At 37.8% G+C, this 16328-nt stretch carries 12 protein-coding genes and 1 tRNA gene; 2 read left to right on the top strand and 11 right to left on the bottom strand.

Going from position 1 to position 16328, the window contains the following annotated elements:
* Positions 1 to 2: 2 nt before the first annotated feature.
* Positions 3 to 2807: an FAD-binding and (Fe-S)-binding domain-containing protein gene (locus tag WC623_RS14610; RefSeq protein WP_372852303.1), complete on the bottom strand. Its 2805-nt coding sequence runs from the start codon at positions 2805 to 2807 to the stop codon at positions 3 to 5.
* 217 nt (positions 2808 to 3024) lie between these two features.
* On the opposite strand from WC623_RS14610, the gene WC623_RS14605 reads away from it, so the two are divergent.
* Positions 3025 to 3453 (top strand): SRPBCC domain-containing protein, encoded by a 429-nt coding sequence (locus WC623_RS14605; protein ID WP_372852301.1) that lies wholly within the window; start codon positions 3025 to 3027, stop codon positions 3451 to 3453.
* Between the two features lie 6 nt (positions 3454 to 3459).
* Here WC623_RS14605 and obgE read toward each other — a convergent pair whose 3' ends face one another.
* The 9 genes from obgE to WC623_RS14560 form a co-directional block, all read right to left on the bottom strand.
* On the bottom strand, positions 3460 to 4461 hold the full coding sequence (obgE, locus tag WC623_RS14600) for a GTPase ObgE (RefSeq protein WP_372852299.1): 1002 nt from the start codon (positions 4459 to 4461) through the stop codon (positions 3460 to 3462).
* Between the two features lie 79 nt (positions 4462 to 4540).
* The gene (locus tag WC623_RS14595; protein WP_372852297.1) at positions 4541 to 5110 is read right to left on the bottom strand and encodes an adenylate kinase; all 570 of its coding nucleotides are present in this window, start codon (positions 5108 to 5110) and stop codon (positions 4541 to 4543) included.
* A gap of 313 nt (positions 5111 to 5423) precedes the next feature.
* A complete protein-coding gene (locus WC623_RS14590) occupies positions 5424 to 6089 on the bottom strand; it encodes a peptidylprolyl isomerase (RefSeq protein WP_372852295.1) in 666 nt (221 codons plus the stop codon).
* A 23-nt stretch (positions 6090 to 6112) separates the two neighbouring features.
* On the bottom strand, positions 6113 to 6784 hold the full coding sequence (gene folE, locus WC623_RS14585; RefSeq protein WP_372852293.1) for a GTP cyclohydrolase I FolE: 672 nt from the start codon (positions 6782 to 6784) through the stop codon (positions 6113 to 6115).
* A gap of 18 nt (positions 6785 to 6802) precedes the next feature.
* The gene (locus WC623_RS14580; RefSeq protein WP_372852291.1) at positions 6803 to 8395 is read right to left on the bottom strand and encodes a glycoside hydrolase family 28 protein; all 1593 of its coding nucleotides are present in this window, start codon (positions 8393 to 8395) and stop codon (positions 6803 to 6805) included.
* A 102-nt stretch (positions 8396 to 8497) separates the two neighbouring features.
* Positions 8498 to 9586: an efflux RND transporter periplasmic adaptor subunit gene (locus tag WC623_RS14575; protein WP_372852289.1), complete on the bottom strand. Its 1089-nt coding sequence runs from the start codon at positions 9584 to 9586 to the stop codon at positions 8498 to 8500.
* Positions 9587 to 9590: 4 nt separating this feature from the next.
* Complete coding sequence (locus WC623_RS14570; protein WP_372852287.1) at positions 9591 to 12749, bottom strand: efflux RND transporter permease subunit; 3159 nt, start codon at positions 12747 to 12749, stop codon at positions 9591 to 9593.
* Positions 12750 to 12753: 4 nt separating this feature from the next.
* Positions 12754 to 14148 carry a TolC family protein gene (locus tag WC623_RS14565; RefSeq protein ID WP_372852285.1) on the bottom strand — a complete coding sequence of 465 codons (1395 nt, stop codon included), beginning with the start codon at positions 14146 to 14148 and terminating at the stop codon, positions 12754 to 12756.
* A 74-nt stretch (positions 14149 to 14222) separates the two neighbouring features.
* The gene (locus WC623_RS14560; RefSeq protein ID WP_372852283.1) at positions 14223 to 14633 is read right to left on the bottom strand and encodes a hypothetical protein; all 411 of its coding nucleotides are present in this window, start codon (positions 14631 to 14633) and stop codon (positions 14223 to 14225) included.
* Between the two features lie 165 nt (positions 14634 to 14798).
* Here WC623_RS14560 and WC623_RS14555 point away from each other — a divergent pair.
* A tRNA-Pro gene (locus WC623_RS14555) sits at positions 14799 to 14872 on the top strand.
* Between the two features lie 23 nt (positions 14873 to 14895).
* Here the strand turns inward: WC623_RS14555 and WC623_RS14550 are convergent.
* Positions 14896 to 16305, bottom strand: a complete 1410-nt coding sequence (locus tag WC623_RS14550; protein ID WP_372852281.1) for a sialate O-acetylesterase — start codon at positions 16303 to 16305, stop codon at positions 14896 to 14898.
* Between the last annotated feature and the right edge of the window lie 23 nt (positions 16306 to 16328).

Below are 16328 nucleotides of genomic sequence, written 5' to 3'. Positions count from 1 at the left end.
CCCTATAAACACTCGTCAACCAAATATAAAATTGACTCATAATTTTTACTTACCGCATCAGACATTGCCATTTCGCAGGTTTTGGCAGTAGAGTAATAGCCATCATATACTTTCTTTTTTACTTCAGCTGATTCTGGTGCAGTTGCCGCCGCCGTAAGTTCAGGAAACAAAAAGCCCCTATCCCCTGCCATTCCACAACAGCCGGCATTTATAGGAACATCAACCTGTTGTGCAAAATGGCTTGCAATATGGAATAGCTTAGTTTCCAATCCCATCTTTTTTAATGTACAAACAGGATGCAACACAATATTATCCTTTTTACGAACATCCTTTAATACAGGAAGGATATGATCATATAGATAATCAATACTATCTATAATATTCATTTGATCAAAATATGCTCGATTCTGATCAGAAAGCACCGGACGGCAAGTCTGTAAAGTATGCGTACAAGAACTTACATCCAATACAACTGGAAGTTTCCCTCCTGAAGTCCATGCCCAAAGTTTTCTCACGGTTTCATTTGCCGTATAAACATATGCATCCTGATAACCTTTAGAAGAGAATAGCTGTCCACAACATGAACTGTTGATATCGTCAGGCACCAATACTTTAATTCCAGCTTTTGCAGAAACACTCATGAAAGTTTCAGGCATACTCTTCTTATTGTCCTTGGCACCGCCCATCATCCGATTGATACAAGTAGGGAAATATACTACAGATCCGTTACTATCCCCATAAATCCGACCTTTTGTGGCCTGTAATTGATTACTCCAAAGTGGCATCGCAGGAATCATCTTTTTTAGTCCACCAGTAATATTTCGCATAGTTGATGCACCAAAAACGCTGTTTATGCCATCCCCAACCTTAACAGCTGTACCTACCACAAATGCTGTAGCTCCAAAATTCTTTGCTACCATGACAGCCAGTCCGTTAGCTGTTTTACTATGACTTTCCCTGCGTAAACGTTTAACCAGATCGCCTGTATTGATATCAACCGGGCAAGCAGTAGCACACAAACCGTCAACGGCACAAGTATCTAATCCATCATATTGGTATTCATTAACCAGCAAATCAAAATCACGTTTGTTACCCTGTGCTTTCAATCCTGCAAGCTCCCGTCTCACTACAATCCTTTGTCTTGGTGTTAAGGTTACATTACGACTAGGGCATTTATGTTCACAATAACCACATTCTATACATTTATCCACCTCACTTTCCACAGATGGTAAAGGCTTCAAATTTGCGATATGCGCTTTTTTATCTGCATTTATAATGACTCCCGGATTCAGCAGGCCCTGTGGATCAATAACAGACTTTAAAGCCTTCATGATCTCATAAGCTTCCCCTCCCCATTCTGTTTCAATGAATGGAGCCATGTTACGCCCCGTTCCATGTTCAGCCTTTAAAGTTCCATCGTAAGTTTCGACCACAAGTGTCACTACATCCTGCAAAAACAAATCATAGCGTTCTATTTCTGCAGCCGTATGGAATGCCTGGGTAACTACAAAGTGAATATTCCCATCTTTAGCATGACCAAAAATGATGGCTTCATGGTATTCATATTTTTTAAATAAAGCCTGAAGGTCAATAATAGCATGTCCAAGTTTTGCGACCGGAAAAGCAATATCTTCAAGAATAACAGTTGTACCACTTGCTCGTACAGCGCCGACTGCCGGGAACATACCTTTCCTCAATTTCCAGAAAAATGCCTGTTCCTTTACATCCTCCGTAAATACCGGAAACTCCAGCATAGATAAATCACCAGCCGATGACATAAATACGTTTGTCTTGGCATGTAATTCTTCTAAATTATTGGCCTGAAACTCGACCAACAAAGCAGCAGCTGTTTCAGGTAAAGTCTTTAAACGCTCCGGCACACCTTTTAAACTATCAATAGACCTTAATGAGGCTCTATCCATCAGCTCAACAGCCTCAGCACCAGCATTTGTTAAAGGTATAATGGCCTGACAGGCGGCATACATATCAGGGAAATATAAAAAGGCAGTAGTTTTATAAGGGTAATCAGGCACAGTTTCCATTACTGCTTCAGCTATAAAACCCAATGTTCCTTCGGCACCAATTAAAAGATGTGCAAGCACATCCAATGGATGATCATGGTCAATAAAAGCGTTTAAGGAATAGCCAACCGTATTTTTAGTTTCATACTTTTTCCTCACCCGATCATATAATTCTGCATTGCTTTTCAGCTGTTGCTGCATACTTTGAATGGCAGTGTAAATTTCGGTACAATCCTGTTCAAACCGATTATAATCCTCAGGCTTTTCAGTACTAAAAGTTTTGCCATCTGGTAAAATGAAACGGATATGTTTAGTGGTATGATAAGAGTTCAACTTTACACCGCAACACATTCCGCTCGAATTGTTGGATAAAATCCCACCCATCATAGCCGCATCAATGCTTGATGGATCCGGGCCAATCTTTCTTTTATAGCGCTTCAGATAAGCATTTACCATACTTCCAGTAATACCTGGTTGTACCCGTACCTTTGCTCCTTCCTCCTCAATCTGCAATTTATTCCAGTACTGGCTCAAGTCAACCAGAATCCCATCTGTAATAGATTGTCCTGATAAACTGGTACCACCAGTTCTAAAAGTTAATGGAATACGATTTTCATGAGAAAATCTGAACAAAGCAATGATTTCTAATTCCGTAATTGGCTGTACAACAGCCTTAGGACGTAAATAATAGAAGCCCGCATCAGACGCATAGGCCACAAGGTCAATCAGACGTGATTTAATACGTGCTTTGGGTAAAATACTTTCTAAAAGTTCTCCAGTTTCCATTTAAAGACAAAATACTTATACAGGCAATACCTATAGGGTGATATACAATGCAATAAACAAAGAAACAATAAATTTTATTAAATCCCGGTTGGCCTACTCAAAATTATGGAACTTGCAAATGTCAAAATGTAAAATATTAAAAACACTTTGTTATAGTTTTGAGTTTTATTATCTATTGACAGAAGGTTCCATCAACTGAAAGAAAAAATACAGATAGATGAAAACAGATCCAGTAATCATAGAAAGAACATTTAGCGTTTCTGCTAATAAAGTATGGGAAGCACTGACAGACGCTAATAAAATGAAAGAATGGTATTTTAACATTGAAAACTTTAAACCAGAAATTGGCTTTAAATTCCAGTTCCTGGCAGGAAGTGAAAATAAAAACTATTTACATATCTGTAAAGTTACCGAAGCTGAAGAAGGTAAAAAATTAACCTACACCTGGAACTATGACAATTATGAAGGCAATTCATCAGTTACATTTGAATTGTTTGAAGCCGGGACAGGCACCAGGGTTAAACTAACCCATTCGGGGCTGGAGACCTTTCCATCTAAAGATGATGTTAATTTTTCTAAAGAAAGCTTTACTACCGGCTGGAAAGAAATTATTGGCACCAACCTTAAGATTTTTTTAGAAAAATAGGAATATTTATTCTTTATTTATTGCCTCCCAAAGCATGTCTTTTAATTCTAAAAGGCCCTTTTGAGCTACAGATGAGATAAAAATTGATGGAACATTTGCTGGAAGTTCTTTTTTCATTTCTTCCTTCAATTCTTCATCTAACATATCTGATTTGGTAATCGCAAGAACATGCGGTTTTTGCATCAACTCTGAATTATAATCTTTCAGTTCCGACTTTAAGATTTCATATTCTTCGGCTATGCTTCTATGTGTATCAGCAGGGACCATGAATAATAATACAGAATTCCGTTCAATATGACGTAAAAACCTATATCCAAGACCTTTACCTTTCGATGCACCTTCAATAATACCTGGAATATCGGCCATTACAAATGACTTACTTCCACGGTAAGAGACGATCCCCAAATTTGGCACCAATGTAGTAAAAGGATAATCCGCAATTTCTGGCTTAGCAGCAGAAACGACCGATAACAATGTAGACTTACCCGCATTTGGGAAACCGACCAAACCTACGTCAGCAAGAATTTTAAGTTCAAGAACCATCCACTCTTCCTTTCCCGCTTCACCCGGTTGTGCAAAGCGCGGCGTTTGCATAGTTGGCGTTTTAAAATGCCAATTACCTAGGCCTCCTCGACCACCAGGAGTAAGAATTTTAGTTTCCCCGTCAGCTGTAATTTCAAAAAGGACTTCACCAGTTTCCGCATTTTTAGCAATAGTACCTAGTGGTACATCAAGAATTTCATCTTTACCAGATTTACCAGTTGATGTTCCGCTTGATCCAGGAAGACCGTCAGGAGCAATAATATGTTTACGGTATTTTAAATGGAGAAGAGTCCAGAACTGCGAGTTGCCTCTTAGTATGATATGACCACCACGACCACCATCACCACCATCGGGACCACCAGTTGCAGTTCTTACGTCGCGGTGCAAATGTGCAGAACCTGCCCCCCCTTTACCGGAACGACAACATATTTTAACATAATCTACAAAATTGGAACCCTGCGACATAATCTTTCTCTGTTTTTTTATAAATAACAATAGCGGGCAGCATAAAGCTTTGTCCCGCTATCCGTAATGTTTTTTTGTACTAGTACTTATCTACAACGGCACAAAGCTCTGCAAAGATATCATCGATTTTTCCGATTCCATTTACTTTGCTTAATTTACTTTGTGACTCATAGTATGGCAAAACATGAATAGTTTTGCTAAAATATTCTTCAATACGTTTTTGAAGTTTATCTGCCTGATCATCAACACGACCTGTTTCAAGCTGACGTTGTGCAATACGTTTAGTCAGCTCTTCCTGATCTACATCTAATGCAATTACACCATCAATAGCACTTCCTTTACTCACTAAAAACTCATCCAGAGCCTGTGCTTGTGGAACTGTACGTGGAAAACCATCAAATATAAATCCTTTAGCCTGTGGGTTTTTATCCACTTCTTCTTCCAACATCGCGATGGTAATTTCATCAGGTACCAATTGGCCGTCAGCAATTAATGCACTCACCCTTTGTCCAAGTGGTGATTGATTTTTAATGTGTGCTCTGAAAAGATCTCCTGTTGAGATGTGGATCAATTGATATTTTTCAATCAATTTTTCAGATTGGGTGCCTTTGCCTGCACCCGGTGGGCCAAAGAGAACAAAATTCAGCATTTGGGTTGTCTTTAAAGTTAAAAAGCCTTCAACCCGCGGGCTTAAGGCTTCTGTTTCATTATTTAAGCTCTCAAAGTTAAAAATGCAATACAATCTATGGAAGTTTTAAATAAATATGCTTCTGTAAATTGTAAGTTAACCATTGAAAATATTTTGTTTTTACTTATTAATTCATCATAACTTTCCCTTTTTCAATTCATTAAATCTTTGAACATGAAAAATTTGGTGGTAAGTTTTGAGGTTGCAAATATATAATTATTAATTTATTATATTCATTTTTTTACAAAATAGCCCCAGAGTACAATGTATGATATTAGTTTCTTTTCAGTTTTATTGCTTCCTTTTTAGAAAGTACAACCGCATTAAAAACAACTGCTTTTAATGGTACATCATTTTTATCTGTAGCAACCCTATTGATGGCATCAGCAACATCCATTCCTTCTACTATTTCGCCAAATATGGTATAATCCTGATCGAGGTGGGGTGTACCGCCTATCGTTTTATAAACGGCTCTTTGCACAACAGGTATTTTTCTATTCTTTTTCTGTTCTATAACATCTAACTGATCATCAGTTTGCTTCTTTCCCACCACCAGATAAATCTGTGAAAAATAAGAGGCTTTGCCTGGGTTATCATCTCTACCTGCACCCAAAGCACCTTTTTTATGAAATATTGATGGCCTTATTTCGGCGGGGAACCGTTTTACACCTAGCTGGGGGTTCATCTTTTCCCGATTCAGAATGGTATCGTCCAATTCACCACCCTGACTTACAAAATCTTTAATAACCCGGTTAAATTCTGCATTTCTATATAACCCTCTTTTAATCGATTTTAAGAACATATCTCTATGTGCAGGAGTTTCATCATACAACATAACCGTGATATTTCCTTTATTGGTTGCAAAACGTACAAAAGTAGATTGAGCCTTTCCTGCTATAACAAACAGCATAAAAAGCAAAAACAAACTAAGATTTTTCATATAGAATTCAACTACTTAAATGCTTAGTTTCTTATGTATTGCAGGAATTCTTCTTTCCTTTTAGCGTCCAGAAAAGCTCCATCAAAGGATGTGGTAATCGTACTGCTACTGGTATCTTTTATGCCTCTTGAAGACACACATAAATGAACTGCATCAATATATACTGCCACATCATCTGTTTCCAATATAGTCTTCAATTCATTAGCAATCTGTATCGTTAAGCGTTCCTGAACCTGTGGTCTTTGTGCGTAATATCGAACAATTCGATTTAGCTTAGATAAACCGATTACCTTTCCAGATGAAATATATGCCACATGTGCCTTACCAATAATAGGCACAAAATGATGCTCACAATTCGAATAAAGTGTAATATTCTTTTCAACCAGCATTTGGTTGTATTGATACTTATTCTCGAAGAGTGCAATCGCTGGTTTATTTGCAGGGTTTAATCCACTAAAAACTTCCTTTACAAACATTTTGGCCACACGTCCCGGGGTTCCATTCAGACTGTCATCAGTTAAGTCTAGTCCTAATGTTTGCATAATTTCACGAAAATGATGACTTATTTTATTCATCTTCTCCTCATCGCTCAAATCAAAAGCATCGCTTCTTAATGGCGTGTCATAAGAAGTTCCGATATGCTGCTCACCTAATAAATCTTCTATTTCCGTTGCAGATAGATCTTGCTGTGTCATATTTCTTTTAATTGATTTTTAATGTTTAATAGTTTTGGGATTACTGTTGATAAACATAGGTTCCTCTGATGAAGCGACTGATAATTCAAGTGCATTACCAGGTACAATGAACTCCACCTCATCAAAAGTCAATCTACGTGACCCTAATAGACTAATCACCGAATCTTTCGCTTCAACTCTTGCATTTTTGACTGTAAAGCCATTTATATCACTTGCTGTAAATAGCTTACCTGATTTAATATCAGCATATTCTATAAGCACGTTACTTAAAGGACTTTCGGGAATGCCATTAACCTTTACGAACTGACTAGAGCGTTCGACCACGATATTTCTGGCTACAATATTTTTAAACGAGGGAGTGAGTGCATTAATCGTTCTGGCAGGAAGTCTATCTGCCAACTCCCCTACATGTTGTGAACTTCCCAGCATATCCCAATTAAATGCACTGCCTGTAAGATTCATTCTGATTCTGTTGTAATATATATTTTCAGCACCACCACCTCGGGGTCTGCGGGTTTTAAACCTGATCCCGCTTCCAGTTTCCTCAAATACACAGTCATGCACATATAAGTTCCGAATCATTCCTGCTGTCTCACTACCAACGGTAATTGCGCCATGGCCTTCTCTTGCCAGGCAATACCGGATTACAATGTTTTCTGATGCTTTATTAACACGAACACCATCTTCACCACGTCCCGCTTTAATGGTAAAGCAATCGTCTCCACTACTTAAAGTGCTATATTCAATCAATACATTTCTTGAAGATTCAATGTCTATGCCATCCCCCCTCGGAATACCTACAGAATTTACAGTTATACCACGGATAATCACATTTTCACAGTATATAGGAACGATATTCCAGAACGCTGTGTTCTCTAATGAGATTCCTTCTATAAATACATTTTTGCAATTGATAGGCGAAATAAACATTGGAGGAAGCACCGGGCTCCCATTTTCTCCTTCATAAACCCTTTCTGAAACAGGTTTACTCAGATCTACAAATCCCTCTATGACCTGGGTGGTCATGGTTTGTTTACGGACAGAGCCGCCTTTTGCAGGGCCTATTAATCGTCCTTTCCCAGTAAGCGCTATATTTTCTTGTCCATTGGCATAAATGCATGCACCTAGTGACATAACCTCTATGCCTTCATTTCTAGTAAAGACCGCTGGCAGATAATCTTTTACTTCTCCACTGAAGTACAACTCTGCACCATCTTCTAAATGCAGGTTTACATTACTTTTTAAAATGATACGCCCTGTTTGCCATTTCCCTTTCGGAAGAACTGCTGTACCACCACCCTTGGCATTCAGTTCATCTATAGTCTGCTGAATTTCCTTAGTTATAATTATACCTTCCTTAGCTCCATTTGATGTAATCAATTTTGTTAAGGCAGGAAAAACTGGTCTTTTCAACTTCGGCATTTGGAAAGGTGCTTCAATTGGAGCTATTTCCACTGGTAAATTAAATGCACCAACCTGTTCTTTAAAAGGAACTGAATCTAACTGATTTATAGCAACTTTATCCTTACGAACAGAACAAGAAATTAAAAAGGCAGACAAAAACGCAAATCCTAAATAGCGTTTAAGACTAACGTCAGCAAAATTATTCATTTAGCTAAGGTCGTATTCCTTATTTGAGTTTACAAGTTGCAATTAAAGGTTTAAAAAAAATGCCGTAGAAATCTACGGCATTTTCCATTATTTTTTATTTAATTACTTGATACTTGTACCTTCCTCCATTTCTTCATTCGCCATTTTCAAAATTTCATCACCTTCATTTAGCTCACCAAATACTTCAAACTGATCAGGCATTACACGGCCTTTGGCCACAGGTACGTTTTTAGTCTTCCCATTCTCTACACGAATTACGTAAATACCAAGACTGCTTTCTACCAGCGCTGTTTTAGGCACAAAGAATGTTGCTTTAGTATTTTGTAATCCGATCATAGTCTCTGCTACCATAAAAGGTTTTAACTCTTTATTCACGTTTAAGAAATCTGCTTCTATTTTTTCAGAACGTAATTTTAAATCAAGAGTCCCTGACTTTCTTGAAATGACGGCAAAATATTTCTTTTCCGGAGCAGATCTGATTTTAAATTTAATGGTATCTCCTATTTTTAAATAAGGTGTATTCGCTTCTGGAATAGAGAGACTTAAACGTAGCTTTTTGGTATTTTGAATAACTAACAAAGGTGTTTTTTCCATTGGCCCAACATAAGCACCTAAATCCACATTTTTCTCTGTCACCACCCCATTAAAAGGGGCACGAATTACCAGATAATTATCCATATCACGCAATTCATTATAAGCTGATTTTGCAGCATTAAGCTGTGCCTCATCCGCTAACTTTCTAGCTGTAATCTGATCCAGCGCATCTTTAGCTATAGCCCCCTTGGTTTCATTGGCTTTCATCATTCTGTCGTATGTAGATTTTGTAGACAAATAAATTGCTTCTTGTGCCTGCCACTTGGCTTTAGCACTAGCTACCTGCGATTGAATCTCCGGCGCCTCTAAAGTGATCAATACCTGCCCGGCACTTACCACCGACCCAATATCAACTTTAATCTGCTTTACATAACTATTCACTTTTGCGTATAGATCCGTTTGTTGATCAGGGGCCAATTCCCCTGCCAACTTCAATTGAACCAGTGGATTACTTTTACTAATGGTAACCTTTTCAAAAGGATTCATCATCATCATTGATTTATCAGTCTTTACATCTTTTGTCTTTTCTGGCTTGGCATTGTTGCAGGCTGATAAAGTAGCTGCAGTAGCGACCAATATATATGTTAATATCTTCATGTTTTTACGATCTAATTGTTTGTTTAATAAAGTGAATACTATTTTCGTCTTCCGGATCTAATGATGGTGATTGCGTTTTGCTTTTCCCTTGTATCCAGGCAAAAATCAAAGGCAGGATAATCAACACTGAAAATGTGGAAGCGAACAATCCACCGATTACTGCTCTTGCTAAAGGAGACACCTGATCTGCGCCCTCACCGAAACCGATCGCTATTGGCAACATACCTGCAATCATAGCTAGGGTAGTCATGATAATTGGACGAATACGTAAGCCCGCAGCCTCGATGGCCGATTCTAAGGCATTACCATTTTTTAAACGAAGTGTTTCTGCATTACTAATTAATAATACCGCATTGGCTATAGATACGCCGACCGACATAATAATTCCCATGTAGGATTGCAGGTTTATCGTTGAACCAGTTGCCTTAAGTAAAAGCAATGCACCTAATACCACAAAAGGAACCGTAGTTAAAACTACAAAAGAGACTTTGAAAGATTGGAAGTTAGCCGTAAGCATCAGGAAAATCACGATGATGGCAATCAATAAACCGTTGGCGAGACTATCCATTGTATCATCCAATACTGGAATCATTCCGGCTACTTTTACGTTCACACCCTTAGGCAACTCCCCTAAAGAAGCAATGGCAGCATCAACATCTTTTTGTGCCCTGGCCAAATCAGTTTTGTGAACATTAGCAGTAACCGTTGTATATCCCATAGTACCCAGGTTATAGCTTTCTCCCAATGTTTTAGTTGGCGTAATCGTTGCTACATCACCTAATACTGGCCGGTCAGCGTTTTTAGACAATGGAATATTTGCCAATTCTTCTTTACTGTTTAACAGATTTTGAGGCATTTGCACCTGTACATCATAGGCAATTCCCATCATACCACCAACCCACATATTTTTACTGGTATAGCGTGATGACGCTGTACTTGCAACTAATGATTTAGCAATATCTTGTGCATCTAAGCCCAATTGAGCAGCTCTGGCTCTATCTATATTAATCTCTAAAGCCGGATAATTCATAGATTGAGGAATCTGTACATCCCTTAGATAATCCAGTTTCTTCAACTCCATCATTAATTTATTAGCCGTCATAGCATTCATCTTCTTCATCATCCCTGATATCCGAATCTCTACAGGTGTATTGGCACCCTGACTAAGGATCTTTTCTGTCAGCTCTATTGGCTCAAAAGACAATTTCAAATCTGGCATTTTCTGCTTGATGTGATGGCGAATTTTGTCTTTCAACTCATCTGAATTACCATCAAACTTTTTCATAGCCACTTGCATTAAAGCTTCATGCGGTCCTGCATTATAAAGGTAAATTGGACTTACCGCAAAGGTTGATGGGTGTTGCCCTACAAAGGCTGATGAAATGGCAATATTATCTTTACCCAATAAGGAGTCCAGCTCTTTTAAAACAGCTTTAACCTTTTGCTCGGTTTTTTCAATGCGTGTCCCCTCTGGTGCAGTAATCCTTACCTGGAACTGGCTTGAATTAACAGTAGGCAATACGTCTTTTCCTGTATATTGATACATAAAGACCGCAGCAATTAATACCAGGATCATACTCGTCAATACGATCAGCTTCTTTTTGCTCATCAGGCTTTGCAGTAAATCCGTAAAACGTTTTTTAAACCTATCAAATCTGGTTTCTTTAATTTCATCTGCTGCTGAATGTTTGTTTTTCATTAACCAATTAGCCATAATTGGCACAAAAGTTTGAGACATTAAAAATGAAACAATCATTGAAAAACTAATTGACAAAGCCAATGGCATAAATAAAGAACCTGGAATACCTGTCATAATAAACGCTGGTGCAAATACAGCAAGAATACAAAGGAGGATTAATAATTTTGGAAAAGCTATTTCCTTACATGCATCAAAAATGGCCTGTGCCTTTGATTTTTTCATTGCAAAATGCTGGTGGATATTCTCTATCGTAACTGTACTTTCATCGACCAGAATACCAACCGCCAATGCCAATCCAGATAACGACATAATGTTAATCGTTTGTCCGAATAGCTTTAAAAACAATACTCCAGAAATGATAGAAATTGGTATAGTCAGAATCACAATAATCGCCGCCCTGGTATCACGTAAAAATAGCATAACCATTAAACCAGTAAGCAAAGCCCCCAACACACCTTCCATAATCAAACTTTTTACAGCATTGATTACATACACTGATTGGTCAAATTCATAAGAAATGCTCACATCATCCGGCAAGTTCTTTTGAATATTCGGTATTGACTTTTTCAGGTTTTGGACTACATCATAAGTAGAAGCTTTACCTGATTTTGCAATATTGATATATACTGAACGTTTACCATCAATTAAAGCATATCCGGCTGTAATATCTGCACCATCTTTTACAGTGGCTACATCTCGGATATAAACATTATCGACTGTTCCTTTAAAAATAGGGATATCACCAAATTCCTCAACCGTTTTTAGCGTGTTGTTCGTTGGAGTTAAATAATTAAGGTCGTTGATATACACATTTCCAGAAGGAGAAGTTATGTTTTGGCGACTAATCGCTTCTACAATTTGCTCTGGTGACAACTGATGCGTCCTTAATTTATTTGGATCAATATTGATCTCGATAGTACGTGGACTTCCTCCAAATGGAGGAGCTGTTGTTAGTCCAGGAATGGCAATCAGAAATGGACGTGCTGTAAAGTTAGCAATATCCTGTAACTGGTTATTTGTTTTAGTTGGACTTTTAAACACCAACTGCCCCACTGGCTGCGAAGAGGCATCGAAACGAATGATAAACGGCGGTGGTGCACCCGGAGGTAGAAACACCTGTGAACGATTAGACAAGGCCGAGATTTGGGCAATGGCTTCCCCGATCTCTGTCCCTTCATAAAAATTCACTTTCATTAAGGTAAGGCCTTGCGTATTTTTAGTTTCTATGCTTTTTATTCCATTGGTAAAAAGCATCATATTCACATACATTTTTGTGAAATATCCTTCCATTTGCTGTGGTGTATAACCATTAAACGAATGGGCAACATAGACAACCGGCAAATTCATTTCCGGCAAAATGTCTACCTGAATGTCCTTGGCAGACCGTATTCCAAAGAATAACAATCCTACCACTAACACCATAATAGATATGGGTTTGCGGAGTGCAAAACGTATTAAATTCATAGATTTATTTTTGGATAGCGTTTAATAAAACATTTAAATCTCCATGTGCTGCGGCTTGTAACAGCAAAGCCTGCCAGACATTATTTTGAGCTATTTCAAAATCAATTTCTGCACGGTTTAAGCTATAAAGGGTTTGAGTATAATCTACCAGGTTTGTCAGGCCGTTTTCATATAAAGCCTTGTGCTGCAAATAAGCCTGTTGCGCTGCAGTCAACTGCACTTTGGTTTCTTCAAAATTCTCTACCGCATTTTTAGTTTTAGCTTTTGCCAGAGCGGCTTGCGCATTTAGCTCTTCATTTAACAATTGATGCTCGTGTATTAATGATTTGGTAATAAATTGTTGCTCTCCAACTTTGCTGTTTTGACGAAAGATATTTGTTAAATTCCAACTGAGTGTTAAGCCCAATAGATAGTTACTTCTATCAATTCCAACACCTTTAGTATAAGATGAAGAGTAAGCAGAATTATCCTGTACATAATTCCAGTCAAAACCAGAACCTCTGCCTTGAACCACTCCAAATGCTGAAATAGCAGGCAATCTATATTTTCGCATCAAAGTTTCTGATTGAACACTCTGATTGATTTTACTTTGTTGCCAGTTCAATAAAGGATGTTTAATTAACACCTCAGCGGTTTGTCCCGCAGTTATGAAAGGTATTGAAGTGCTAAACAAACTATCCAATTGATACGGTTGAAATTTATCTCCCAACAGTACAGCCAGATTTTTTGAAAACTCCAATTCCTTATCATACGCTTTAATCTGCTGTGACTGTGCGTTTGATACCTCAGCCTTAGCTAATGAAGCCTCTACTTCCGGGATTAATCCACTATTGGCTCTGGTAGCAGTGATTTCATGAAATACCTTTGCTCTGTCAAGGTTTTTCTCTTGTACATATTTGATACGTTGGCTCGCCAATAGACTTAGATAATTAGCACTTACCTTAATTTGATGCTGAAAGATTTCTTGTTCCAAATCTGCAAAAGCGGTTTTCTCCTTTGATTTAGCGACGTTAACTTCTTGTTTCAGCTTTCCGAAAGTAAAGACATTCCAGTTGACATTCGCAAAATAGAGTGATCCGAAAGCGGCATTCCAGTTTTGCTCTGCCAATGGCATAGAAGTCGAAGCTGCTCCTAATCCCCCATAAGCATACAATGGTCCATTTTGGGCATTAATTGTTCCAAAACTCTGTTGTGCTGCCAATGTGAGATCTGGCAATAATTGTTTCCTTTGATAAGCTATATTTTGTTCCGAAGCCTGTAATAAGGCCTGTTTCGACTTGATTCGATCAAAGTTCTCTATGGAACGATTTAACGCATCTTGTAGGTGTAATACCTGGGAAAAGCCCGAAAGACCAAAACCAAATAACACACTAAAAGACGCAATGAATTTAAGTTTCATTGTGTATATATTTAGACATAAGACATAAAGAATTTTAGCATTGATAAATGCTGAAATAAATTCCGTAAGTCGGTCTAAATTCTATAAACGCAATTTAAAATATAGATTGGATTGCCCGGAATGGGGACATTTGAAGGGGTTGTATAAACCGTTTTGAGTTGACTTTCAATATTAATATCGAAAACTGCACCCAATGTCTTGTTAGGAATTACATCACCCCATACCTTTAAGCAAACTGTTTGATTAGCTGCCTTTTTAACTGAATCAGTTACTTTAACAAGTTCCGATTTATGTTTGCAACATCCCTTCTTTTTCTTCTGCTGTTTATTTTTTACAACACAGATATTACAAGGTCTATCAGGCTGCTCATTGATTGAAAAAGCTTTTCCTTGTTGTATTCCATTGCAAAAATGTGTGTACATTGTAAAGCCCGAAGACATTACAACGTATAACATAGAAAGGAATATGACAACGAGTCTTTTCATTGCCACAAACATGCCCTTTCTCTTTTAAGATTATTTACACTATTCTGTAATTTTCTTACATAATTCCGTTAAAGCATAGAAAATGTGTCAAAAATTCCTCCTATATCTTTTGGCGCTTTTAGATTAAATTTTATATAATTGCACCCGAAATATTCAACGAATATTCGGGATGTAGCGTAGCCCGGTATCGCGCCAGCATGGGGTGCTGGAGGTCGTGGGTTCGAATCCCGCCATCCCGACAATTAAAAACTGAGAATAATAATTACTTTATCTTGTCTGTACTTAGTTCCCAGTTATCTGTTCTAAATGGTGCGACAGGCAAACCTTCTTTACTTATTAAATTACCAATACCAGCATTGCTAAATTGATAGCGAACAGCTACAGGTGTTTTTACCTGCTTACTTGAAACCACAATAGTCTTCCCTTTTATTTTTACTGTTGCCGGATAAAATGCCTGATCTGTTCCGGCAATAAAGATTTCTCTGACCGTATTGCCTTTAATCTCTAGCCCTGTATCAGTATTATAAAAATCAATTATTGCATTAGCTCCTTTTATTGTAACAGATTTAAATAGCGGATTTTTAGGTGAAGCACTTTTGTTTAGACCGTAAGTTTCATCTATTGCCAGATTTGCCAGCCTTATACCTACATCCTTTTTATTTACCGGGTGGATATTTAAAGTATCGTTCACTAAGTCTGACACCACAACCATTCCTGTATTTTTTATAGAAAGACTTTTGATCTGAGCTTCCCTTAACAAAGCGCCTATATTTTTATTACCATATTTATATGGAGCTATTTGCACATAATAAAATGGGAAGTCTTTATTCCATGCTTGACGCCATGAAGCAATCATGGTATTCATCAGCTCCGCATAAGTTGATGCAGTTTCGGTGTTACTTTCTCCCTGATACCATATGGCACCTGCTATCTGAAAATTAACCAATGGAGCAATCATTGCATTATAAGCATAGCCCGGACTAACAGGCCAGCTCGCTTTGGGTTTATTTTTTGCTGCCGCCTCTTTTAACACAGGATTACTTTCTACCATACTATCAGGTGTCCAGGCTTCAGCAGGTGTACCACCCCAATTGCTGCTAATTAATCCAATGGGTACGTCCATTGCCTGATTTAGGTTTTTACCGAAGTAATAGCCAACGGCACTAAATGCCTTTAAATTATTGCTATCAATTACAGCCCAATTGCCATCAACATTATCCTGAGGTGTTTTAGCCGTAGTTTTAGGGATATGGAATAACCTGATTTTTAGTTTACTCAGCTGAGCAAATTCATCTTTAATGGTTTTTACACCATTGTTAAAACTCCACTCCATATTCGACTGCCCACTACATATCCATACTTCTCCAATTAATATATTGTCGAGAACTATTTTATTCTGCCCTTGTAAGGTTATGACATAAGGACCACCGGCTACTGGTGTTTGAATGTTGACTTGCCAGTTTGCATTTCCATCAGCTTTTGTATCAATAGTCTTATTATCCCAAGAGGTCGTGATTTTAATCTTTTCTCCTGGTGATGCCCATCCCCAAACCTTAGTATTCGATTTCTGTTGCAAAACCATATTGCTCCCAACAATATTTGGAAGTCTGATTTTTGCATGTAGCGATAAAGTAATAAATGTAAAAACGAGAAGAAAAAAATACTTTTTCATTAATATAATTTTATGGTTCGATT

The sequence above is a fragment of the Pedobacter sp. genome (assembly GCF_041645105.1).
Lineage (GTDB): Bacteria > Bacteroidota > Bacteroidia > Sphingobacteriales > Sphingobacteriaceae > Pedobacter.
The sequence above is the reverse complement of the archived record's forward strand: the minus strand, read 5'-3'. Positions and strand labels throughout refer to the sequence as shown.

What these genes read in the sequence shown, in the direction of transcription:
- WC623_RS14560 (WP_372852283.1), bottom strand. Translation starts at nt 14,633, where the DNA reads ATGAAAAGACTCGTTGTCATATTCCTTTCTATGTTATACGTTGTAATG.
- folE (WP_372852293.1), bottom strand. Translation starts at nt 6,784, where the DNA reads ATGACACAGCAAGATCTATCTGCAACGGAAATAGAAGATTTATTAGGT.
- WC623_RS14575 (WP_372852289.1), bottom strand. Translation starts at nt 9,586, where the DNA reads ATGAAGATATTAACATATATATTGGTCGCTACTGCAGCTACTTTATCA.
- obgE (WP_372852299.1), bottom strand. Translation starts at nt 4,461, where the DNA reads ATGTCGCAGGGTTCCAATTTTGTAGATTATGTTAAAATATGTTGTCGT.
- WC623_RS14590 (WP_372852295.1), bottom strand. Translation starts at nt 6,089, where the DNA reads ATGAAAAATCTTAGTTTGTTTTTGCTTTTTATGCTGTTTGTTATAGCA.
- WC623_RS14610 (WP_372852303.1), bottom strand. Translation starts at nt 2,807, where the DNA reads ATGGAAACTGGAGAACTTTTAGAAAGTATTTTACCCAAAGCACGTATT.
- WC623_RS14570 (WP_372852287.1), bottom strand. Translation starts at nt 12,749, where the DNA reads ATGAATTTAATACGTTTTGCACTCCGCAAACCCATATCTATTATGGTG.
- WC623_RS14605 (WP_372852301.1), top strand. Translation starts at nt 3,025, where the DNA reads ATGAAAACAGATCCAGTAATCATAGAAAGAACATTTAGCGTTTCTGCT.
- WC623_RS14550 (WP_372852281.1), bottom strand. Translation starts at nt 16,305, where the DNA reads ATGAAAAAGTATTTTTTTCTTCTCGTTTTTACATTTATTACTTTATCG.
- WC623_RS14565 (WP_372852285.1), bottom strand. Translation starts at nt 14,148, where the DNA reads ATGAAACTTAAATTCATTGCGTCTTTTAGTGTGTTATTTGGTTTTGGT.
- WC623_RS14595 (WP_372852297.1), bottom strand. Translation starts at nt 5,110, where the DNA reads ATGCTGAATTTTGTTCTCTTTGGCCCACCGGGTGCAGGCAAAGGCACC.
- WC623_RS14580 (WP_372852291.1), bottom strand. Translation starts at nt 8,395, where the DNA reads ATGAATAATTTTGCTGACGTTAGTCTTAAACGCTATTTAGGATTTGCG.